The sequence below is a fragment of the Pacificoceanicola niger genome (genome assembly GCF_048553275.1).
Taxonomy (GTDB): domain Bacteria; phylum Pseudomonadota; class Alphaproteobacteria; order Rhodobacterales; family Rhodobacteraceae; genus Pacificoceanicola.
Map to the genome: position 1 here is coordinate 459,263 of NZ_JBLZMW010000001.1, position 21,970 is coordinate 481,232.

General features: G+C 62.8%; 22 protein-coding genes and 1 riboswitch. Of the genes, 7 read left to right on the forward strand and 15 right to left on the reverse strand.

What is annotated here, in order from left to right; all coding sequences use genetic code 11:
* Window positions 1–22: 22 nt before the first annotated feature.
* From trmB to miaB, 9 genes are all read right to left on the reverse strand, one after another.
* Window positions 23–739 carry a tRNA (guanosine(46)-N7)-methyltransferase TrmB gene (gene trmB, locus ACN2XU_RS02155; RefSeq protein WP_419408736.1) on the reverse strand — a complete coding sequence of 239 codons (717 nt, stop codon included), beginning with the start codon at window positions 737–739 and terminating at the stop codon, window positions 23–25.
* A gap of 219 nt (window positions 740–958) precedes the next feature.
* Entirely contained in the window at window positions 959–2,137 is a 1,179-nt protein-coding gene (gene metK / locus ACN2XU_RS02160) for a methionine adenosyltransferase (RefSeq protein WP_419408737.1), read from the reverse strand.
* A gap of 6 nt (window positions 2,138–2,143) precedes the next feature.
* Window positions 2,144–2,191: riboswitch (SAM-SAH riboswitch) on the reverse strand.
* A 37-nt stretch (window positions 2,192–2,228) separates the two neighbouring features.
* The gene (lnt, locus tag ACN2XU_RS02165) at window positions 2,229–3,749 is read right to left on the reverse strand and encodes an apolipoprotein N-acyltransferase (protein ID WP_419408738.1); all 1,521 of its coding nucleotides are present in this window, start codon (window positions 3,747–3,749) and stop codon (window positions 2,229–2,231) included.
* A 1-nt stretch (window position 3,750) separates the two neighbouring features.
* Entirely contained in the window at window positions 3,751–4,734 is a 984-nt protein-coding gene (locus ACN2XU_RS02170; protein WP_419408739.1) for a hemolysin family protein, read from the reverse strand.
* A gap of 24 nt (window positions 4,735–4,758) precedes the next feature.
* Window positions 4,759–5,262, reverse strand: coding sequence for an rRNA maturation RNase YbeY (gene ybeY / locus ACN2XU_RS02175; protein ID WP_419408740.1), 504 nt, complete (start codon window positions 5,260–5,262; stop codon window positions 4,759–4,761).
* A gap of 103 nt (window positions 5,263–5,365) precedes the next feature.
* The gene (locus tag ACN2XU_RS02180; protein WP_419408741.1) at window positions 5,366–6,349 is read right to left on the reverse strand and encodes a PhoH family protein; all 984 of its coding nucleotides are present in this window, start codon (window positions 6,347–6,349) and stop codon (window positions 5,366–5,368) included.
* 142 nt (window positions 6,350–6,491) lie between these two features.
* Window positions 6,492–6,800 carry a hypothetical protein gene (locus ACN2XU_RS02185; protein ID WP_419408742.1) on the reverse strand — a complete coding sequence of 103 codons (309 nt, stop codon included), beginning with the start codon at window positions 6,798–6,800 and terminating at the stop codon, window positions 6,492–6,494.
* A gap of 14 nt (window positions 6,801–6,814) precedes the next feature.
* On the reverse strand, window positions 6,815–7,414 hold the full coding sequence (locus ACN2XU_RS02190; protein ID WP_419408743.1) for an OmpA family protein: 600 nt from the start codon (window positions 7,412–7,414) through the stop codon (window positions 6,815–6,817).
* Window positions 7,415–7,626: 212 nt separating this feature from the next.
* Entirely contained in the window at window positions 7,627–8,937 is a 1,311-nt protein-coding gene (gene miaB / locus ACN2XU_RS02195; RefSeq protein WP_419408744.1) for a tRNA (N6-isopentenyl adenosine(37)-C2)-methylthiotransferase MiaB, read from the reverse strand.
* 132 nt (window positions 8,938–9,069) lie between these two features.
* On the opposite strand from miaB, the gene ACN2XU_RS02200 reads away from it, so the two are divergent.
* The gene (locus ACN2XU_RS02200; RefSeq protein ID WP_419408745.1) at window positions 9,070–9,939 is read left to right on the forward strand and encodes a hypothetical protein; all 870 of its coding nucleotides are present in this window, start codon (window positions 9,070–9,072) and stop codon (window positions 9,937–9,939) included.
* A 15-nt stretch (window positions 9,940–9,954) separates the two neighbouring features.
* On the opposite strand, the gene ACN2XU_RS02205 is transcribed toward ACN2XU_RS02200, so the two are convergent.
* The 4 genes from ACN2XU_RS02205 to fabB form a co-directional block, all read right to left on the reverse strand.
* Window positions 9,955–10,623, reverse strand: coding sequence for an FAD-binding oxidoreductase (locus ACN2XU_RS02205; RefSeq protein ID WP_419408746.1), 669 nt, complete (start codon window positions 10,621–10,623; stop codon window positions 9,955–9,957).
* Window positions 10,624–10,676: 53 nt separating this feature from the next.
* Window positions 10,677–10,979 carry a hypothetical protein gene (locus ACN2XU_RS02210; protein ID WP_419408747.1) on the reverse strand — a complete coding sequence of 101 codons (303 nt, stop codon included), beginning with the start codon at window positions 10,977–10,979 and terminating at the stop codon, window positions 10,677–10,679.
* A gap of 28 nt (window positions 10,980–11,007) precedes the next feature.
* Window positions 11,008–11,796, reverse strand: a complete 789-nt coding sequence (locus ACN2XU_RS02215) for an enoyl-ACP reductase FabI (protein ID WP_419408748.1) — start codon at window positions 11,794–11,796, stop codon at window positions 11,008–11,010.
* Between the two features lie 808 nt (window positions 11,797–12,604).
* Window positions 12,605–13,834, reverse strand: a complete 1,230-nt coding sequence (fabB, locus tag ACN2XU_RS02220; protein ID WP_419408749.1) for a beta-ketoacyl-ACP synthase I — start codon at window positions 13,832–13,834, stop codon at window positions 12,605–12,607.
* A 157-nt stretch (window positions 13,835–13,991) separates the two neighbouring features.
* Between fabB and ACN2XU_RS02225 the strand changes: the two genes are divergently transcribed.
* Window positions 13,992–14,534, forward strand: a complete 543-nt coding sequence (locus ACN2XU_RS02225) for a DUF4274 domain-containing protein (protein ID WP_419408827.1) — start codon at window positions 13,992–13,994, stop codon at window positions 14,532–14,534.
* Between the two features lie 64 nt (window positions 14,535–14,598).
* Here the strand turns inward: ACN2XU_RS02225 and ACN2XU_RS02230 are convergent, their stop codons facing one another.
* The gene (locus ACN2XU_RS02230; RefSeq protein WP_419408750.1) at window positions 14,599–16,485 is read right to left on the reverse strand and encodes a PhoX family protein; all 1,887 of its coding nucleotides are present in this window, start codon (window positions 16,483–16,485) and stop codon (window positions 14,599–14,601) included.
* A 259-nt stretch (window positions 16,486–16,744) separates the two neighbouring features.
* On the opposite strand from ACN2XU_RS02230, the gene ACN2XU_RS02235 reads away from it, so the two are divergent.
* Together ACN2XU_RS02235 and ACN2XU_RS02240 are read left to right on the forward strand one after the other, a co-directional pair.
* Window positions 16,745–17,524: a hypothetical protein gene (locus tag ACN2XU_RS02235; protein WP_419408751.1), complete on the forward strand. Its 780-nt coding sequence runs from the start codon at window positions 16,745–16,747 to the stop codon at window positions 17,522–17,524.
* An 88-nt stretch (window positions 17,525–17,612) separates the two neighbouring features.
* Window positions 17,613–17,846: a hypothetical protein gene (locus ACN2XU_RS02240; protein ID WP_419408752.1), complete on the forward strand. Its 234-nt coding sequence runs from the start codon at window positions 17,613–17,615 to the stop codon at window positions 17,844–17,846.
* Between the two features lie 113 nt (window positions 17,847–17,959).
* On the opposite strand, the gene fabA is transcribed toward ACN2XU_RS02240, so the two are convergent.
* Window positions 17,960–18,469, reverse strand: a complete 510-nt coding sequence (fabA, locus tag ACN2XU_RS02245) for a bifunctional 3-hydroxydecanoyl-ACP dehydratase/trans-2-decenoyl-ACP isomerase (protein ID WP_419408753.1) — start codon at window positions 18,467–18,469, stop codon at window positions 17,960–17,962.
* 200 nt (window positions 18,470–18,669) lie between these two features.
* Here fabA and irrA point away from each other — a divergent pair, with 200 nt between their 5' ends.
* The 3 genes from irrA (at window position 18,670) to rpsA (ending at window position 21,883) form a co-directional block, all read left to right on the forward strand.
* Window positions 18,670–19,086, forward strand: coding sequence for an iron response transcriptional regulator IrrA (gene irrA / locus ACN2XU_RS02250; RefSeq protein ID WP_419408754.1), 417 nt, complete (start codon window positions 18,670–18,672; stop codon window positions 19,084–19,086).
* A gap of 265 nt (window positions 19,087–19,351) precedes the next feature.
* Entirely contained in the window at window positions 19,352–19,990 is a 639-nt protein-coding gene (locus ACN2XU_RS02255; protein WP_419408755.1) for an NAD(P)H-dependent oxidoreductase, read from the forward strand.
* A gap of 216 nt (window positions 19,991–20,206) precedes the next feature.
* A complete protein-coding gene (rpsA, locus tag ACN2XU_RS02260; protein WP_419408756.1) occupies window positions 20,207–21,883 on the forward strand; it encodes a 30S ribosomal protein S1 in 1,677 nt (558 codons plus the stop codon).
* Window positions 21,884–21,970 lie beyond the last annotated feature (87 nt).

Consider the following 21,970-nt stretch of genomic DNA (forward strand, 5'->3'; position numbering starts at 1 on the left):
TGTAGTGCGCAACGCGCGTTGTTCAGCCCTTGCGGCGGAAGGTCATGTAGTGCGGCGTGCGACCCTCGCGGAGCGCCTTTTGCTCATAGCGCGTCGAGAGCCAGTCGGTCCACGGCTTGCGCCAGTCATCCGGCCCTTCGGCAAGCCATTCAAATCCGGCCTTCGGCACTTCCAGCATGGTCTGGCGCACATAGTCGGGAATATCTGTCGCCACGCGGAATTCCGCGCCGGGCTGCAGCACCCGGGCCAGTGGTTCGAGGTGCTCCTGCGTCACGAAGCGCCGCTTGTGATGGCGTTTCTTTGGCCAGGGGTCGGGATACAGCAGGAAGGCCTTGGCCACCGATTTCTCCGGCAGCACGTCGAACAGATTGCGCACATCGCCCGGATGCACCCGCAGGTTCGTGACCCCGGACTTGCGGATCTTGCCCAATAGCATGGCGACGCCGTTGAGAAACGGCTCGCAGCCGATGATTCCGATGTCGGGATAGGTCTGCGCCTGATGCACGAGATGCTCGCCGCCGCCAAAGCCGATCTCCAGCCACAGCGGTTTGCCCTCGAAAAGCGTCTGGACATCCAACGGATCGCGGTCCGGGTTTACGTCCCAATCCACGGCCCCGGGCGAGAGCGCGTCGAGGTCCTCCTGCAGGTAGGCTTCCTGCGCGGGTTTGAGGGTCTTGCCCTTCACGCGGCCATAGAAGTTGCGCCACGGCGCGTCGGGATGTTTGTTCGAGGTGGTCATGGCCGCGCTCATAGCGCGGGGGCGGCGCCTTGGGCAAGGGGCTTACGCAAGGCGCTCCGCCGTATGCCCTCGTTCAGGGAAACAGCGCTGGGGCGCACCCGTCTTTGGTCCCAAAATACCTCGGGGATGAATTGGCCGCAGGCCAAGAAGGGGCGGCGCCCCTTCGGGCGCGTTTCTGAAAGAAACGCGCCGGTCGCCGCCGTCAGGCGGCGAAAGCCCTCAGACCGCCTTCTTCAGCGCTTCGACCAGGTCGGTCTTTTCCCAGGAAAAGCCGCCATCCGCGCTCGGCGCGCGGCCAAAGTGGCCGTAGGCGGCGGTGCGCGCATAGATCGGCTTGTTCAGCTCAAGGTGGGTGCGAATGCCGCGCGGCGTCAGGTCCATGACCTTCGGAATGGCGCGTTCGATCTCCGAGGGGGAGACCTCGTCCGTGCCGTGGGTGTCGACGTAGATCGACAGCGGACTGGCGACGCCGATGGCGTAGGACAGCTGCACGGTGCAGCGCTCCGCCATCCCGGCGGCGACGACGTTCTTGGCAAGATAGCGCGCGGCATAGGCGGCAGAGCGGTCGACCTTGGTCGGATCCTTGCCGGAGAAGGCACCGCCGCCGTGGGGCGCGGCGCCGCCGTATGTGTCCACGATGATCTTGCGCCCGGTCAGGCCAGCATCGCCATCGGGGCCGCCGATGACGAATTTGCCGGTCGGGTTCACGTGCCACACGGTCTCGGCCGAGAGCCAGCCTTCGGGCAGGGTCTCGGTGATGTAGGGGGTGACGAGGGCGCGGATGTCCTCGGAGGTCAGGCTCTCGTCGAGGTGCTGGGTCGAGAGCACCACGGATGTCACGCCAACCGGCTTGCCGTTTTCATACCGCACGGAAAGCTGGGATTTCGCATCCGGGCCGAGCGCCGGTTCGGTGCCGTTCTTGCGCACTTCGGCGAGCCGCCGCAGGATCGCGTGGGAGAACTGGATCGGCGCGGGCATGAGCGCGTCGGTTTCATTCGTGGCATAGCCGAACATGATGCCCTGATCGCCTGCGCCCTCGTCGCCGCGTTCGCCGGTCACGCCCTGCGCGATATGCGCGGATTGTTCGTGCAGCAGGTTGGTGATCTCTACCGTCTGGTGGTGGAACTTGTCTTGCTCATAGCCGATGTCCTTGATGCAGGCGCGGGTGATGTCGGGGATCGCCGCCATGTATTCGGCCAGCTTGGCCTGATCGGTGAGGCCGACTTCGCCGCCGATCACGACGCGGTTCGTGGTGGCAAAGGTCTCGCAGGCCACGCGGGCAAGCGGATCTTCGGCCAGAAGCGCGTCGAGAACCGCGTCCGAGATGCGGTCGCAGACCTTGTCCGGGTGGCCTTCGGAGACGGACTCGGAGGTGAAGATGTAATTCTGACGGGACATGGGAAGTGCTCCATTGGGGTTCGCCGTCACGCCAGGAAGCCGTTGTGACGGGATTTCAGTGCCTCTGCGTTACGCGCAGGGCCAAGGGGGGTCAACGGGATTTGCGGGTTTCGAGACGGAATAGCACAGCGGTGGCCAGAAGAAGTAACAGGAGCCATGGTAGATCGCCCGTTCGTGAAAAAATCGTTAAGCGTGCGGGCGGTGGCAGGGGGGCGTCAACAAACCCGGCCTCGCCGAGGGGCAGGGCGGCGATGGTGCGCCCGCCGCCGTCGATCATCGCCGAGACGCCCGTATTCGCCGCCCGCAGCAGCGGTAGACCCTGTTCTATGGCGCGGATGCGGGCCTGCGCGAGATGTTGATAAGGGCCGGACCATGTGCCGAACCACGCGTCGTTGGTGATCTGCAGCAGGACGTCCGGCCGTTCCGGCGCGCGGTGGACATCCTGTGCAAAGACCGCTTCGTAGCAGATCAGCGGCAGTGCCTTGCCGAGCGGGCCGAGGTTGATCAGCTGTGGGCCGGGCCCGGCGCTGTAGCCACCCTCGGCACGGGCGGCGAGCCCGGCGACGTTGAAGCGTTTGAAGAGCGCGGCGGCGGGCATGTATTCGCCGAACGGCACGAGGTGGTGCTTGTCATAGACCTGTGCCACGTCGCCATAGCCGTCGAGTACGGCAAGGGAGTTGAACCAGTTGGTGCCATCGGTGCGTTGAATGCCGACAACGACCGGCGCGCCCTGCGCCGCGTCGGTGATGGTCTCGAAAGCGCTGCCCGCGTTGTGCAGGAGGGTCGGCACGGCAGTTTCCGGCCAGACGATGAGCGCGGGACGGGCGGCGCCGGGCGCGGGGGGCGCGGCGGTGAAATCGACCTGCCGCTGGAAGAAGATCGGGATCAGCGTCCGGTCCCATTTTTCGTGCTGGGCTGCGTTGGGCTGGATCAGGCGGACGATCGGACGGCCGGTCAGGTCCTGTGTGGGCGGTGTCAGGGCATAGCCGCCGGCGAGCAGGGCGATCAGGCCAAGACCCGGCGCAGCGAGGGTTTTCGCGGACGGAGCGGCCAGGGCCTGGGCGGCGAGGGCGGCAAGGCAGAGCGTCGCGAAAGTGAGGCCCTGCGAGCCGATGACCGACACCCACTGGATCGCCGGGGTCGGCTCCCAGAGATACCCCACAAGACCCCAGGGAAACCCGGTGAGCACATAGCTGCGGGCGAGTTCGGCACCGGCCCAGTAGAGCACCAGCTTGGGCAGAAGCCCGGTCCGGGCCTGTCCTGCGCCCCAGAAGGCCAGCGCCCAGAACAGCGCCAGACCACCCGCGAGCCCGACGAGCCCGAAGGGCGCCATCCAGCCGGTTTCGGCCACATCCACAAGGAACGGCTCGACGATCCATCCCATCGACAAACCGAAGTAACCAAGCCCAAAGGCCCAGCCGGTGCCTGCGGCGGTGACGCCGCCGGGGCTGCGCGGAAAGAGCCAGAAAATACCGATCAATCCGGCGAGTGAGAGAAACCACGCATCGTAGGGCGCAGCGCCCAGACCCATGAGCACTCCGAAGCCAAGGGCCAGCGGCAGCCGCATCCGGCGCGGAAGCGGGCGTGTCCGGCCCGGGGCGGTCTCAAGCATGTCAGGCCTCAGGGCGGTCCGCAGCAGGCGCCGCCGCGCTGGCGGCAGGGGCCGACGGGGCAGTGGCACTGGTGGCCGAGGGCGGCGTGGCCGCAGGCGTACCGGGCAGCCGCACACGCAGACGCTTGATACGGCGGGGATCTGCGTCGACCACCTCGAAGTCGATGCCTTCGGGATGGCGCACGACCTCACCACGCGCGGGCACGTGACCGGCGAGCATGAAGACCAGACCGCCAAGGGTGTCGATCTCTTCCTCGTCGATTTCCTCGTGCTCGGTCAGCGCCATGCCCAGCTCGGCCTCGAAGTCCGTGAGCGGCGTTTTGGCCAGCACAAGATAGCAGCCGCTGCGCTCGCGGGTCCACAGGTCGGCCTCGTCGGTGTCGTGTTCGTCCTCGATCTCGCCGATAACCTGTTCGATCAGATCCTCGATGGTCACAAGCCCGTCCACGCCGCCGTATTCGTCGATCACCAGCGCCATGTGACGCCGCTCTGTCTGCATCTTCGTGAGCAGCACGCCGATGGGCATCGACGGCGGCACGAAGAGCAGCGGGCGCGCCATGCGGCGCAGATTGAAGCGCTGCCCGGTACTGCCAAGGCCGTAGCTCAGGGCAAAATCCTTGAGGTGCGCCATGCCGATGGGGTTGTCGAGCGTGCCGTCGAACACCGGAATCCGGGTCAGGCCGCTGTCGCGGAACACCTGGACCAGATCGTCCTTGGTGATGGTGGCGGGCACCGCGACAATCTCTGCCTTGGGGATGGCGACATCCTCGACGCGCATACGGCGGAGGTTGATCATGCCATGGCGTGGCCGCTCGGGGGCGTGGGTCGCAGTTCCGTTGGTGCCGGGCGTGGTTTCGCTCTCGCCGCCGCCGACCCATCCCATGAACCGCCGGATGAATCCATGGCCCTCGGTCTCGTTGCCGTTTGTATCACTCGTGTCTTGCGCGCTTTGCGCCGCGTTAGACGAATCGTCGCTGTCGCCCATCTGTCCTGTTCATTTCTGTTTCAATTAGAGGCTCTGAGGCCCATCACTCTCTCTATATGGGTCCGGAAGACCCATTTTGCCAAGTATCACGACTTCCAAGCTTTCCATTACCGTGGCATCCGCGTCACGGACATGATCATAGCCCAGTAAATGTAACACGGCGTGAACGATCAGATGCGTCACGTGGTCAGCCATCGGCTTGCCCTGTTCGTCCGCCTCGCGTTCGCAGGTCTCGAAGGCAATGGCAATATCGCCAAGCTCTTCCATCTCCGGTTCAAGCGGGTCTCCGCCGGGATCTTCGGCAGACAGATCCTCCGAGGGCCAGCTGAGCACGTTGGTCGGCGTCGGCTTGTCGCGGAACTGTGCGTTCAGCTCGGCGATGCGGGCATCGTCGCATCCCAGAACGGCGATTTCGTGCTCTGTCTCGATCCCGAGATGGGAGAGAACCGCCCCCGCGGCGCGCTCCGCAAGTCCGGGCAGATCCGCGCGCGCCCAGCGGTCGTCTTCAAGGATGGTGTCGGTCAACATGACGCGCTCTTAGTCGACGCGGGGCAAGGCTGTCTTGTGCCGGATTGCCGCATGGGTCCGGGCGCGCCTGTCGCCCGGGATGTGGCCCGGTCCGCTTGCGCCCTCACGCGGTGCCTTCACCGTCCTTCTCATAGGCTTCGATGATCGCCGCAACGAGCGGGTGGCGCACGACATCCTTGGAGGTGAAATAATTGAAGGAGATCTTGGGGATGGCGTTGAGCAGACGCTCCGCATCCGCAAGTCCCGACGGCATGCCGCGCGGCAGGTCGACCTGGGTGCGGTCGCCGGTGATCACCATGCGTGAGCCTTCGCCCAGACGTGTCAGGAACATCTTCATCTGCATCGAAGTGGCGTTCTGCGCCTCATCGAGCACCACGAAGGCATTCGACAGCGTACGGCCGCGCATGAAGGCAAGCGGCGCGATCTCGATCACCTTTTCCTCCATCATTTTCGCCAGCTGTTTGCCGGGCATGAAGTCGTTCAGCGCGTCATAGAGCGGCTGCATGTAGGGATCGACCTTGTCCTTCATGTCGCCGGGCAGGTAGCCGAGCTTTTCGCCCGCTTCGACCGCCGGGCGCGACAGGATGATCTTGTCCACCGCGCCGGTGATCAGCATGTTCACGCCAACCGCAACGGCCAGATACGTCTTGCCGGTGCCCGCCGGGCCGATGCCAAAGGCCAGCTCGTTTTGAAACAGCGCACGAACATAGGCCTTTTGCGCATCGGTGCGCGGCTCCACCAGCTTCTTGCGTGTCTTGATCTCCACCTTGCCGCCACCGAACATTTCCAGCTGGCTTTCGGACTGGTCTTCGTCGTCGTCGTGCAGGCGGAACTGGCGGTCGATCTCGCCGCGACCGACCTCGCGGCCCTGTTCCAGGCGCTCGTAAAGGGCGCGGAGCACTTCTGTCGCCTCGGCCTGGGCTTCCGGCGTGCCGTGGATGGCGAGCTGATTGCCGCGTCGCAGGATCTGAACGCCGGTCCGGCTTTCGATGTCGGTGAGGTTGCGGTCATACTCGCCGCAAAGATCAATCAGCAAGCGATTGTCAGGGAATTCAAGGATGGCTTCGTTCAGGGTCGCCGTTGTCACGCATCTCTCCTGCGAGTGTTGTCTATATATGGTGCCAACTGACCGCCCGTCGCGCAAGTCTGGAGAGCCAATTGTCACGCAATTGAAACGAAAAAGGCCGCGCTTTGGTTGCGCGGCCTTTGAAATAAGCAGTCAGCTGCCGTCAGATCGGGTCGCCGATGATCGAGGTCGAGCCCTGCTTGAAATCGCCCTTGATCATAGTCGGGGGCGCGGTGCCGGAGCACACGGGCTTGCCGTATTTGTCGAGGCGCTGCGACAGGTAGCCCTCGACACCGTCATCAATGATCCAGTGGTCACAGCCGTTTGGATCCACCCAGATGCCTGCCTGCATCTTGCCAAGGTCGTCCTTGTCGAAGAAGTTGCGGTCCTGGCTCTTGTCCGGGCCGGCCGGATCACAGGCGCCAAGGGCACCCAGAAGAGCGAGCACGGCGAAGGGTTTGAATGCGTTCATGATCGTGTATCCCTTCAACGAATGCAGATGACTTCGACGCGGCGGTTCTTGGCCATGCCGGCGGCGGTTCCATTGGTGGCCACGGGCCAGCGCTCGCCATAGCCGCGCACGTCGACGATGTTTGCGCCGATCGATTTGGCGACACGGGCGACGGACAGGGCACGGTTGAAGCTGAGCTTCATGTTATACTCGTCCGAAGCGCGGCTGTCGGTGTGGCCCGTGATGATGTAGGCCTGCGCCGAGGCGTTGCGGAAGAACTCCAGCAATTTGGCCTGACCGCTCTTGGAGATGCGGTAGCTGTCGGTGGCAAAGAACTGGTCGGTGTTCATCACGCCGCAGGTGTTGCCACGGTTGCACACCGGGATGCCCTTGCGGGTTACGTGGGGTGACATGTAGCCCTCGACGCCGTCATCCATGACCCAATGCTCACAGCCGTCCGGATCGATCCAGATGCCCGGAATATACTGTTCACCGTCGCCATTGGTGGCGTTCTGTGTGGAAATTATCGGTGTTCGCTGGTCGACCCCGTCGGCCATCACCGGCGCGGTGGCCGAGATCCCCGTCAGGGCTGCCAACGCAAGTGCACCGATGGCTTTGGAAATGCTTTTCGCCACAGCCTCTCGTCCCTCTTATTTGTTGTTTCCCCCTGCGCGCAGACCCAATTGGCAGCGGGCGCGCGCAAAATTACTATAATCAACACATTAGCAAACAACGGCCGCGTGTGAAGCGAAAAGGCGCGGGGGGCGTACCGGAAACGGAAACAATCCTCGCATTCTCGATGCGAAGCTATCGGCAATGGGATTTTCCGAGGCGCGGGAGGCCCTTATCAGGCCAGGCGCTCGCCCTTGAGCGAATTCGGCCCGGAGGAGACGATTCGCACCGGTGCCAGATCGCCGGGGGCAAGCCCCTCGGCCTCGACGTGTACCGCGTGCAGGTATTCGGACTTGCCGACCATCTGACCGGGCAGGCGGCCGGGCTTTTCAAAGAGCACGGTCACGTCGCGGCCGACCATGGCGTCCTGAAGCTCGCGCTGCTGGCGGGTGAGCAGGGCCTGCAGACGTTGCAGGCGGTCGTCCTTCTCCGCCTCCGGCACCTGAGGGCGCTCGGCGGCGGGTGTGCCGGGGCGTTCGGAGTATTTGAAAGAGAAGGCGCTGCCGTATTTGACCGCTTCGATCAGGGCCATGGTGTCCTGAAAATCCGCCTCCGTCTCTTCGGGGAAGCCGACGATGAAATCGCCCGACAGGTGCAGGTCGGGGCGCGCGGCGCGCAGGCGCTCTATCAAACGCAAATACTGCTCTGCCGTGTGGCTGCGGTTCATGCGTTTGAGGATCTTGTCCGATCCGGCCTGCACGGGCAGGTGCAGGTAGGGCATGAGTTTTTCGCACTCCCCATGGGCGGCGATCAGCGCGTCGTCCATGTCGTTGGGGTGCGAGGTGGTGAAGCGGATGCGCTCCAGCCCGTCGATGGTGGCAAGCTCCCGGATCAGCCCGGCAAGCCCGCCATCGTGGCCGTGGTAGGCGTTGACGTTCTGGCCCAGCAGGGTGATCTCGCGCACGCCGCGCTCGACCAGATCGCGCGCTTCGCTCATCACGCGCTGCGCCCGGCGGGACACCTCCGCACCGCGGGTGTAGGGCACGACGCAGAAGGCGCAGAACTTGTCACAGCCCTCCTGCACGGTGAGGAAGGCGGTCGGGCCTCGCTTTGCCTTGGGCCGGGCCTTGAGATGCTCGAACTTGTCCTCCTCGGGAAAGTCGGTGTCGAGCGCCTTGCCGCCATTGTGGGTGCGGGCGGTCAGCTCCGGCAGGCGGTGATAGCTCTGCGGGCCAACCACCAGATCGACCATCGGCTGACGGCGCATGATCTCTTCGCCCTCGGCCTGCGCGACGCAGCCGGCGACTCCGATCTTGAGATCCGGCTTGTCCGCCTTCAGCCCCTTGTAGCGGCCAAGCTCGGAATAGACCTTCTCGGCGGCTTTTTCGCGGATGTGACAGGTGTTGAGCAGGATCATGTCCGCATCATCGGGCCTGTCCGTGGTGACATAGCCTTCGCCGCCCATGGCCTCGGCCATGCGCTCGGAGTCGTAGACGTTCATCTGGCAACCGTAGGTCTTGATGAAGAGCTTTTTGGGCGTGGTCATGCTATCGGTCCTGTCGCGGGCGGCGCTGTATCAGAGGCGGCTGATACCGCGAATCCCCCCTGTCTTGCAATGCACGAGATTTTCACCGATTCTAGGCCAAAACGCCGGGCAGGGCCGAACCAGAAAGCAGGCATGCGGTATTCCACGTTAAGACAGTTCCTCGAAGCGGATCGGGCGGCGCTCATGCGCGGCCCTGTGGCAATGATCTTTGCCGAGGACGATGTGGAGCTGGCCACCACCCTGCGCCATCACCGTCAGCTTGGCTTTGAGGTGACGATCGCCTTCATGGAGCCACGTTTTCCGCTGCCCTCCGACCTGCGGCAAAAGGTGATCCGCATCGACTTCAATCCGCGCGTCGAGGGCGTGGTGCAGGACTGCGTCAATCAGGTGAGCGCCGCCGCGCCGGGGCAGTGGCTGTTCTACTGCTACAATGCCGAGTACCTGTTTTACCCGTTCTGCGAAACGCGGCGGGTGTCGGAGCTGCTGGCCTTCCATACCGAAGAGCGTCGCGATGCCATGCTCACCTATGTGGTGGATCTCTATGCCGGGGACCTGCGTCGCTGGCCGCTGGCCGTGTCTCTGGACGATGCGCATATCGATCGGTCGGGCTATTATGCGCTGGCGCGGAACGATCCGGAGAACCACAATCACCCCAAGGAACGGCAACTGGATTTCTATGGCGGCCTGCGCTGGCGCTATGAGGAGCACGTCCCGCAGGCGCGGCGCAAGATCGACCGTATCGCGCTGTTCCGCGCCAAGCCGGGGCTGAGGCTGCGCGAGGATCACACGTTTTCCGACGAGGAATACAACACCTACGCCTGTCCGTGGCACAACAATCTGACGGCGGCTCTGGTGTCGTTTCGCACGGCGAAGGCATTGAAGACGAACCCGGGCAGCACCTTCGACATCCCGACGTTCAAGTGGCACAACTCGGTGGCCTTTGAATGGCACTCGCGCCAATTGCTCGATCTGGGACTGATGGAGCCGGGCCAGTGGTTCTGACCCGGCGGTTCGACGTTACCCGAAGTCCTCTGTGATGATCTTCGCGTCGGACACGCCGAGTTTCTTCAGCTCGGCAGGCAGAGCCTCGACCATCGGATCAGGGCCGCAGATGTAACAGGGGCCGTCCTCGATCAAACCTTTGAGCATCTCGGCGTCGATCATGCCCCGGCTGAGCGCGCTCGAAGGCTCATCGGTGACGGTGTAAAAGGTCTTCAGCCCGGCCATCCCCTCGAATTCGTCGCGCAGGATGATGTCCGCCTCGCTCTGGTTCGAGAACACGAGCGTGTTGCCCGCAAGCGTACCCTTCTCCGCCAGCTTGGCCCGCAGGATGGAAATGAACGGCGTCACGCCCGCGCCGCCCGCGATGAAGGTGCCGTCGCCTTTGTCCTCGATCGCGCCCCAGGCGTCCTCGATCAGCACGGTGTCGCCCGGCTTCAGATCTGCGATCTGCTTTGTCACGCCGTCATGCTCGGGGTAGGATTTGATGGTGAACTCCAGCCGGTCTTCCTGTGGCAGGCTGGTGAAGGTGAACGGGCGCTGTTCCGCGCGCCAGCTGTCCCGGTCCAGCGCCAGATCGGTGGCCTGCCCGGGCGTGTAAGCGTAGCCTTCGGGCTTGTCGAAGACGTAGCGGTTCACATCGTGGGTGATCTTCTCCCGCGATTGCAGGGTCAGCGTATGGGTCATTGTTTTCTCCATTCATTTGAAAGGAGAACGTGCAGGCCCGGGGCGCGGTTCCGTCAGGTGCCGAAACTGCAGAGCGCCGGGTTGCCAGCGGACGAGCGGATCAGCGCGCCATTCTCGAAGACCGCATGGATGTAGGCGCCCGCGCTGCCGTAGCTCAGGCAGGCCTGATCCCAGTTCGCAGGGTTGCGCACATAGCCAACCTCGGGGCCGAGAATGGCAAAGGCCTGCTCTTCGGTCATGCCGGGCTGGAGCTGCGCGACGGCGGCGCCGGGCGCGGAAGAGGCGGAGGGCGCCGGACCGTCCGTGCAGCCCGCCAAGGCAAGCAGTGTCAGGGCAGTGAGGGGCAGGCGGATCATGGCGCTCTCCTTTATCGGTGTGGACGGATCAGAGGTGATCGTACTGCGGCATTCCCAGCACGTGATAGCCGCCATCGACGCGAACGATTTCGCCGGTGGTGCAGGCGCCCGCGTCGGAGATCAGCCAGACGGCCGTGCCGCCGACGGCCTCCAGCGTGGCATTGCTGCCAAGCGGGGCGTTCTGATCGGTGTGCTTGTAGGTTTTGCGCGCGCCGCCAATCGCCGCGCCCGCCAGCGTTTTCATCGGGCCGGGGGAGATGGCATTGACGCGGATGCCGTCCGGGCCGAGGTCATTGGCAAGATAGCGCGTGGCGCTCTCAAGCGCCGCCTTGGCCACGCCCATGACGTTGTAATTGGGCGTTACGCGGGTGCTGCCCATGTAGGTCAGGGTCAGCAGCGTGCCACCGTCCGCCATCATCGGATGCGCCCGGCGGGCGATGTCGATGAAGCTGTAGGCGGAGATGTCCAGCGAGTTCTTGAAGTTCTCGCGGGAGGTGTTGAGGATACGGCCCTGAAGCTCGGTCTTGTCCGAATAGGCAATCGCATGAATGACGAAATCGAGCCGGTCCCAACGAGCTTTCAGAGCCTCGAAGGCGGCATCGAGGCTGGCATCGTCGGTCACATCCACATCAACCATGAAGTCACTGCCGACACTGGCCGCGAGCGGCTCCAGGCGCTTTCCGAAGGCTTCGCCCTGATAGGTGAAGGCCAGCTCGGCCCCAGCCTCGGCGCAGGCCCTGGCAATACCCCAGGCAATCGAGCGCTCGTTCGCCACGCCCATCACAAGCCCGCGCTTGCCGTTCAGTGAAATCGTCATATGCCCCTCCGGCGTTTTGATCATACCTGACCGGATCGGGTTGCAAGGTCAAGTTTCGCGGGCGGGTTTGTTGGGAGTGGGCGGCAGCAACGCGGACCAAGCGGCCATCCATTCTTCAAGGCTTGGAGATAACGACGTGTTCAACCTTGTGCGACACCCGGCGGAAGCATACGTTGAGGCAACGCACCGGGCTTTGATGGAGCACGTGCGCAACTCATCAAAGTCATCGCCCTGACGCAAATCAGGCAACCCTGATTTTCCTGAGGATCGGTCCATCCGGCATGTCGCCGGACCGATTTTTAACCTGTGAGGTCATGATGGGAAAAGGCAACAACAAGCGCGGAAACAAGGAAGCGAAGAAACCGAAGCAAGAGAAGCCCAAGACTCTTGCGACGGCGAATTCCGGTGCCGTGAAACCAGTCTCGCTTGGCGAGAAGAAGCGCAAGTAAGTCAACAAACGGGCGAGCAAGACCTGTTCGCCCGCTACTGGCACAGCAGTTTCGATGCCATAGCTGGCTCGCTTCACTGCGAGGACAGGGTTATGGCAACAGGGACCCTCTGCCCCGTGAGTCCAGCCACAAAAACCATCCGTCCGATTGAAGCATGTGGCCTCAATTCGTGCTGTAGGCACCTGCGTCTATTGAGTGGCTGAACTCGCCAAGTTGCGCCAATCGTTCGACGAGCGCGGTTTCATGCAACAGTGGCCGAGCTCGGTTTGACTGGATCAATGTCTGTTTGGGATCGAAGCCGCCGTTCAACATCACAGGCAGGGGGCATGGCCGCTCCGATAAAAGCGGCCATATCTTGCTTAATCTCGGAATTTCGACAGGATCATCGACCCGTTGGTGCCGCCAAAGCCGAAGCTGTTGGTCATCACCGAGTCCAATCCGGCATTTTCCGTCATGGTGGTGACGATTTCTTCGGGCTTCAGGGCCGGGTCCAGTGTCTCGACGTTGATCGACGGGATGAGGAAGTCATGCTCCAGCGCGAGCAGACAGTAGATCGCCTCCTGCGCGCCCGTGGCCCCCTGAGAGTGCCCCGTCATGGATTTTGTCGAAGAGACCGGGGGCGTGCTGCCGTCGCCGAACACCCGGCGGACCGCTTCGATCTCGCCGACATCGCCGACCGGGGTCGAGGTGCCGTGGGCGTTGATATAGCTGACCTTGCGGCCCTCGGGCAGGGTGCTGAGCGCCACGCGCATGGCCCGCTCGCCGCCTTCGCCGGAGGGGGCCACCATGTCCGCGCCGTCGGAGGTCGCGCCATAGCCCGTGACCTCGGCGTAGATCTTCGCACCGCGCGCCTTGGCGTGTTCCAGCTCTTCCAGAACTAGAATGCCGCCGCCGCCGCCGATGACAAAGCCGTCGCGATCCGCGTCAAATGCGCGGGACGCGCGTTCCGGCGTGTCGTTGTATTTCGAGGACATCGCGCCCATGGCGTCGAACAGGCAGGAGAGCGTCCAGTCCAGTTCCTCGCCGCCGCCCGCGAACATCACGTCCTGCTTGCCCAGCATGATCTGCTCCGCCGCGTTGCCGATGCAATGCAGCGAGGTCGAGCAGGCGGAGGTGATCGAGTAGTTGATGCCCTTGATCTGATAGGCCGTGGCGAGGTTCGCCGAGACCGTCGAGCACATGCACTTCGGCACGGCAAACGGCCCGATCCGTTTCGTTGCGCCGGTTTTCAGCACGGTCTGATGTGCGGTGAGCATGGCAGAGGTCGACGGCCCGCCCGATCCGGCCACAAGACCGGTGCGGGGGTTGATGATGTCGCTCTCTTCCAGCCCGCTGTCCTTGATCGCCTGATCCATGGCGATATAGGCATAGGCCGCCCCCGGCCCCATGAAGCGCAGGGTCCGCTTGTCGATGTGATCGGCGGGGTCGAGCTTGATATCCCCGGCGATCTGACTGCGGAAGCCATGCTCTTTCATGGCTTCGTTGGCGGTGATGCCGGATTTCCCGGCCTTCAGGGAGGCCAGAACCTCCTCAGCATTGTTCCCGATGGAGGACACGACCCCCAACCCTGTGACGACGACGCGGCGCATAAAGGCTCCCTTCGCTTGGTTGGCTCGTGTTTAGGACATGGGGCAGGGGGCGCGCAAGGTGGGGTTGGTGGTGCCCCGTCCACGTCGGATTGTAATCGGGGCAAAAGCGTTGAAGATTGAGCCTGCGACAATGGATGTGGGAGTGCATGTTTTGGACATGATGCAGGCAATGGCGAAATACTGGGCGGCCCCTGATACCCTCGTTGTCGAAGCCGGGGATCCAGCCGCGATGATAGCCTGGCTTGAAAAGCAAGACGTGGACACATGGCACAGGGTGGTTCAATCCTGGAACTATGACAGCGGAGATGCGGTCCTGCGCTGGATTCTGAGTAGGCCGGAATGCGACCGGGGCACGGCTGCTCAGGTGTTTTTGGTTGAGGGCCTTGGCCATTGGATCAATGGCGTGGCCGCAGACCCGAGAAAATTTGACGATGAAAATCACATCTGCCGGGTCGTGCTTGATCATTGGTCTCATTATGAGCAAGGCGTGCTCAAGCCGCACGAAGAGCATCTGCCTGCCGCCTTAATGGCGCGCATAACGGCGCTCTACGACAGGCCGCCGTTTGAGGGCACAGCATTCCGCGCGATCATGGAGTACCAGGGAGAGCGCGATGCCGTGTCCAAGTATGCGTCGGAGGATGGCAAGATCATGGTCGACTTCAATTACTGGGCTAAGGTGAACGGTGTAACCGTCGGTTGATCTGCGCGAACAGCCCCGGCGCTTTCGCGCCGGGGCTGTCTGTTTTGTGTATCCAGTCAGTCGGTTACCCGATCAGCTCGCCGTCCTCGCGCCACACGGCAACCACGGAGGAGCGGGGTTTGCCGGTGCCGTCGGGCCATGCGCCGCCCGGGTGCTGGACGCCGACGAAGGCGACTTTCTTGTCCGCAGACCAGCACAGACCGGTGACTTCGGCGCCGTTGGGAACGGTCATGAAGCGGGCGATTTCGCCGGTTTCGGTGTTGCCGAGCAGCATCTGGTTGTTGCCCATGCCCTCGAATTCACCTTCGTTGCTGTAATCGCCGTCGGTCTGGATCCAGAGGGTGCCGTCCGAGGAGAACGCCATGCCATCCGGAGAGTTGAACATGTTGCCTGCGTTCACGTTTTCCGAACCGGCATAGGCGTTGTCATAGACGGTGGGATTGCCCGCCATCACATAGAGATCCCAGGTGAAGGTGTCCGCGGCGTGGTCGCCGTCCGCCGGCACCCAGCGCGCGATCTGGCCATAGTTGTTGGTCTCACGCGGGTTGACCGCGTTGACGGAGGTGTCGTCGCCGCCTGCGTTCGGCTTCACGCCGCGGTTCTTGTTGTTGGTCAGCGCGACATAGGCTTCGGGCTTGACCGGGTTGGCCGCGACCCATTCGGGACGGTCCATGGTGGTGCCGCCCGCCGCCGAGGCCGCCATGCGGGTGAAAACCAGGATTTCAGCTGCATCCATGCCGGTGGTCTCCGGCGTCAGCGCCAGCCATTCGCCGGTCTGATCGTCGTTGAACTTTGCGACATGGAGTGTGCCGTCGTTCAGCAGATCGCCGCCGTTGGTGCCTTCTTCCCATGTGCCGTTGGAGACGAAGCGGTAGAGGTATTCGCCGCGTTCGTCGTCGCCCATGTACACCACGAGACGGCCATCGGAGGCCTGAACCATCTCGGCGTTTTCGTGCTTGAAGCGGCCCAGGGCGGTGCGCTTGATCGGGGTGCTGTCCGGGTTTGCCGGGTCGATCTCGGTGATGAAGCCGTGACGGTGCGGCTCGTTCGGCTCTTTCGAGATGTCGTAGCGCTCGTCAAACTTTTCATAGGCATAGCGACCCTCGCCGCCGATGCCATAACGCTTGTACCCTTCGCCCTCGGGCATCTCGCCCGTGGCGCCGAAGTAGCCGTTGAAGTTCTCCTCACAGGTCAGGTAGGTGCCCCAGAGGGTCTTGCCGGACCCGCAGTTGTTCATGGTGCCCTTGACTGTGCGGCCTTCGGGATCTGCGTTCGTCTGAACCAGCGCGTGACCGGCCAAGGGGCCTTGCAGCTCCATGACGGTCTCATGCGTGATGCGGCGGTTGTAGGGGCTGTCGACGACAATCTCGTAGCCGTTGCCGGTGTCCGCGACTTCCATGACGGTCACACCCTGAAGGTTCTTCAGCAGCGTGACCTCATCGGCCGTCTGCGGCGTGCCTTCGGAGGCGGCGGGCAGGTTGATCTTGGGGTTCACATATTCGGAGTTCACGGCGATCAGCTGTTTGCCGTCCACTTCGAACAGCTCCATGCCGTCGGTGTTCTCGCCAAAGACCTTGTCGGACATCTCGACGGAGACGCCGGTTTCGGCGTCGTAGGCGCCCTCGGCCTCGGACCACAGCGCGTCCCCCCAACGCACGAGCACCTTGTGGGTGTAGCCCTCGGGGAGGTGGATTTCGTGGTCGGTGGCGATGTCGATGGGTTTGAAGGCGAAGCCCGCGCCATGCGCCTCGGCGCGCGCGGCGGTGGTCGAGGACATCAGCCCGGCGCCCATGACCGTGGCGGCCGAGCCAAAGGCCAGCGCGCCGCCAAGAAAGCCACGGCGCGAGATCGCGCGCTCGACGACGGCGTCGAAGCCGTTGTTGTCGGGGCGCGGGTCGCGGTGCTCGTCAAAATCATCCCAAGACAGGTCGATGAGGTGCTTGTCGGCCATGGTGTCTTTCCCTTGCTGGCAAAATTCGCTTGCAGGACGCGTGCCCTGTCAGACTGGGGCGGTAAGGGCCGGCTGCAAAGGGCGTGTGACGGTTTGGTTAAGGTTTTGTGACAAGGGGGATTTGTCCACAGGAAAGCAATCCAGCGGCCGATCCGATACCTCAAACAGGTCTGACTTCTGACCCGGTTTGGCCAAATTCCCCGGGCAGAATTCCATGATGCGAAGACGACACGGATTCGCCGGGTAGGGGCGCAAACGGATGCATTGGGAGTCGCAGGATGGGCAGGACGCGGGCCAGGGAGCCCCGACCATTGTCCTGTCGCAATCGCAATTGCTCTACGCATTGGGCGGTTTGTGCATCGCACTGCCGGTGACGATGATCGGGATGACGGCGTTCCTGTCGGTTTGCCGGATGAGCTCGCTCAGCCATTATTACTATGTCCCGATCGCCGGAAATCTCCTTGTTGGCTGGCTTGTGGTGCTGGCCGGGCTGCTCTGCCTGCTGCGTCCCGCGTCGACATCGCGGTTGCTGGCCTATCGCCTGGCCGCGCTGATGTTGGTGCTGATGGCGGTCTTTCCGATTTCCGGCGACGGCTGCGCGCGCAGCGAATACACCGGGCTGGCCTTTTATCACTATGACTATGCGCATCCGAAAATCATCGGTGTCACGCATCACCTGAGTTTTGTGGTGGGCGGGCTGCACCTGAGCAATCACGAAATCCACATCGGGGCCGGCATGGTTCTGGCCTGCCTTCTGATGGCCCTGTGTTTCGATTGGAGACCGGTGCAATTCGTCAGAACGGCCCGAAAATACGGCTATGGCTCCGCCGCGCCGACCTTCTGGACCGTGCGCAACCTGTGCTGCCTCGGCGTGGCGCTCGGCGCTGCCGGGGCAAGCGTCGCGTATCTGATCGATAGCGGCTGGGTGGATGGCTACAAAGGGGGCATACCACCGGAGCTGGCCTACCAATCGTGCATATTGCTGTTCTTTGGGGCGGCGATGCTCGGGGAGGCGCGTCGATACAAGGCGGGGGCGTGACCTCGGCTTGTTGCGCCGTGCGGCGCTGGAAAACGCCGCGCTCCCGCCTACCTGGATTGGGGTAGGACGATCGCGAAGGGGCTAACCCATGTTACAGGACAAACGCAAGGATCTGGACGCGGAGAAGCGCAAGCTGCTGCTTGAGCGTCTGCTCCGTGAGGTCGGTCGCGACAACCCCGACCTCTATTACCGCTCGACCAGCGACATTGCGCAGCTTATCTTCAATCACGTCGAAAGCGCGGCAATGCTTCACCCTGAAGAACGCGCTTTGGTCAAGGGGCTCAGCCCGCGCGATATCGCGGTCTTGCTGAGCCTGCATTGAACGGTGAACGCCTGCGCCGGAACACCCTCCTCGGGCGGGGCAAGGCAGCGGGACGAGCAGCCTTTCGTGCGCGGCTGCGCCTCTCGGCAAAGACCGCTGATCCCTGCGATGGCTCAGCTTTCGCTGAGCGCCACTTTCATGTCCTTGACCTGATAGATCACCTCGCCGTCCGCCTCGACGATGCCGTCAGCGACGCCCATGGTCAGACGGCGGGTCTGGATCGCCTTGGTAAAGTCGATCTTGTAGGTCAGCATCTTGCGATCCGGGCGCACCATGCCGGTCAGTTTCACCTCGCCGACGCCAAGCGCATAGCCGCGCCCTTGCCAGCCGCGCCAGCCGAGGTTGAAGCCGGTCAGCTGCCACAGGCCGTCAAGGCCAAGGCAGCCGGGCATAATGGGGTTGCCGGGAAAATGGCAGTCGAAGAACCACAGGTCCGGGGTAATATCGAATTCTGCAACGATGTGCCCCTTGCCATGCGCCCCGCCATCGGCGGACACATCGGTGATACGGTCCATCATCAGCATCGGCGGCGCGGGAAGCTGGGCGTTGCCCGGTCCAAAAAGCTCGCCCGCGGCGCATTTCAGAAGGTCTTCCTTGCTGAAGCTGGTCGGAAAATCGGCCATGTCGTGCAGGCTCCCCATGTTGTTTCTGGTGGTCTTATCAAAAGTCCGGCCCCCAGTATCACCGCCCGCTCGCGCCATGCAAGGGGGCGTATGCGGGGGGCAGCCACGGGCAGATCGCGGAAAATAGGGGCAAATCCGTTTGAAATTGCCCCCTGATTGGCCCTATATAAAAGGCAGGACCATGGAGGACGGAGCCCCAGATGCAAAAGTTGGCAGTCGAACGCGGACAGGAATGGCTGCGCGCATCCGATCTGCGCCCCACACGCCAGCGTGTGGCGCTGGCCGCTTTGCTCGTCGGCGATGGTCAAAACCGGCACGTCACCGCAGAAGGACTCTTCGACCTTGCGCGCAACGCCGGCGAAAGCGTCTCCCTTGCGACGGTCTACAATACGCTGAAGGCGTTCTGCGATGCGGGGCTGATGCAGGAAGTGACGGTCGACGGCTCAAAGAGCTATTTCGATACCAACGCGCACGATCATCCGCATTTCTTCTGGGAGGACGACGGGCGCCTGTCCGACGCGCCCTCTGACCAACTTCAGATCGTTCGCATTCCGGACGCGCCGGAAGGGATGGAGATCGCCTCTGTCGACGTGGTGATCCGGCTCCGCAAGACGTAAAGACCGGCGCAATGCGTTCGGCGGCGTCGGTCGCCTGCCGGACACTCCTTGATCCATACAATGGCATGCTTTGAAGCGATCAGGCGGTCGGTTTTCCCCTTGCGGGAGAGCCAAGGGCCATCGCTGCTCTGCCTACCTTTCGTTTCCGTGGATACACGCAGACACACCATGCAAAATCGCACGGTTCGCTCGCTTGCTGTTGCAAGGGAAAGGCATAGGTCTGCTCCAGAGACGTTACTCACGGACTACACGAAGGAATACCCCGATGAGCACCACATTGTTCGACAAGCTCGGCTGGCGTTATGCCACGAAGAAGATGGACCCTTCGAAGAAGGTCCCGCAGGAGAAGGTCGATCAGATCGTCGAAGCCGTGCGCATGGCGCCGACTTCCTCCGGAACCCAGCCGTTCCGCCTTTTCGTCATCACCAACCCCGAGGTGCGGGCAAAGATTCGCGAAGTCGCTTGGGATCAGGCCCAGATCACCGATGGCTCGCACCTGCTGGTTTTTGCCGCGTGGGACGACTACTCCGAAGAGCGCATCGACGACGTGCTGCATCAGATGGAGGACGAGCGCGGCAAGAATGACATGCTGACCGGATATTATGACAACCTGAAGGCCGCCTACCTGCCACGCGATGCCGCGACCAATCATGCGCACGCGGCGCATCAGGCTTATATCGGCCTTGGGTTCGCACTCGCCGCAGCCGCCGAACTGGAAGTGGACAGCACCCCGATGGAGGGGTTCGATCCCGATGCCGTGGATGAGATCCTTGGCCTGAAGGAGAAAGGTCTGCACGCGGTAACCTTGCTGCCGCTCGGCTATCGCGACGAGAGCGGTGACTGGCTGGCGGGGATGAAAAAGGTGCGCAAGCCCCGCGAAGACTTCGTCACCGAGATTGCCTGAACCGGCACGAGTGCCGTTTAAGACTTGCTTGACAGGGGGCTCTTTGCTATAGCGCCGCCTGTCGACAAGGTGAAAACACCGCAGGACATGAGAGCGAGCAGGGTCGGGACTATCCGGCCCTCTTTGTTTTGCGATCCGCCTTACCTGACCAACCTTCAAGACCGGTGGAGACAACCACCCGGCCAGAAAACCGATGTAAAAGGAAACAGACGCCACATGGCAAACGCAACAATGGAAGAATTCGAAGCTCTCCTGAATGAGAGCCTCGAAATGGACACGCCCGATGAAGGGACCGTTGTCAAAGGCAAGGTGATCGCGATCGAAGCGGGCCAGGCCATCATCGACGTAGGCTACAAGATGGAAGGCCGCGTCGAGCTCAAAGAATTCGCAAACCCCGGCGAAGCCCCTGATATCTCTGTCGGCGACGAAGTCGAAGTGTTCCTGCGCGCCGCAGAGAACGCCCGCGGCGAAGCTGTCATCTCCCGCGAGATGGCGCGCCGTGAAGAAGCTTGGGATCGCCTGGAAAAGGCATATGCAGACGACGCCCGCGTCGAAGGCGCGATCTTTGGCCGCGTCAAGGGTGGCTTCACCGTCGATCTCGGCGGCGCCGTGGCCTTCCTGCCCGGCTCCCAGGTTGACGTGCGCCCCGTGCGCGATGCCGGCCCGCTCATGGGTCTCAAGCAGCCGTTCCAGATCCTCAAGATGGACCGTCGCCGTGGCAACATCGTTGTCTCGCGCCGTGCGATTCTCGAAGAATCGCGTGCCGAGCAGCGCGCCGAAGTCATCGCCAACCTCACCGAAGGTCAGGCCGTTGACGGTGTGGTCAAGAACATCACCGAGTACGGCGCATTCGTCGACCTTGGCGGCGTCGATGGCCTGCTGCACGTGACCGACATGGCATGGCGCCGTGTGAACCACCCTTCCGAGATCCTCTCGATCGGCGAGACGGTGAAGGTTCAGGTCATCAAGATCAACAAAGAGACGCATCGCATCAGCCTCGGCATGAAGCAGCTGCAGGAAGATCCGTGGGATCTGGTTGGCGCCAAGTACCCGCTGGCCTCCGTGCACACCGGCCGCGTCACCAACATCACCGATTACGGTGCATTTGTTGAGCTTGAGCCCGGCGTCGAAGGTCTGGTCCACGTCTCCGAGATGTCCTGGACCAAGAAGAACGTGCACCCCGGCAAGATCGTTTCGACCTCGCAGGAAGTCGAAGTCATGGTTCTGGAAATCGACGGTGCCAAGCGCCGCGTTTCCCTCGGTCTCAAGCAGACCCAGCGCAACCCGTGGGAAGTGTTTGCAGAAACGCACCCCGAGGGCACGCAGGTCGAAGGCGAAGTCAAGAACATCACCGAATTCGGTCTGTTCATCGGCCTCGACGGCGAGATCGACGGCATGGTTCACCTCTCCGACCTCAGCTGGGACCAGCGCGGCGAAGAAGCGATCCAGGAATACCGCAAAGGCGACATCGTTCAGGCGGTTGTCTCCGAGGTTGACGTCGAGAAGGAGCGCATTTCGCTCTCCATCAAGGCACTGGGTGGCGACAAGTTCGCGGACGCCGTTGGCGGCACCAAGCGCGGCTCGATCGTGACCGTTGAGGTCACCGCGATCGAAGACGGCGGCATCGAAGTGGAATACGAAGGCATGAAGTCCTTCATCCGCCGCTCCGACCTGTCCCGTGACCGTGCCGAGCAGCGCCCCGAGCGGTTCTCTGTTGGCGACAAGGTTGACGTTCGCGTCACCAACATCGACAGCAAGACCCGTCGTCTCGGCCTGTCGATCAAGGCACGCGAGATCGCCGAAGAGAAGGAAGCCGTGGAACAGTTCGGCTCGTCCGACAGTGGTGCATCGCTTGGCGACATTCTCGGCGCGGCTCTGAAGCGCGACGAGTAAGTTTCGCTCCGCTGACGCGACCAAAGAATTGACGAAGGCCCCGGACAGGATGTCCGGGGCCTTTGCGTTGGAAGCGGCATGTCTAAC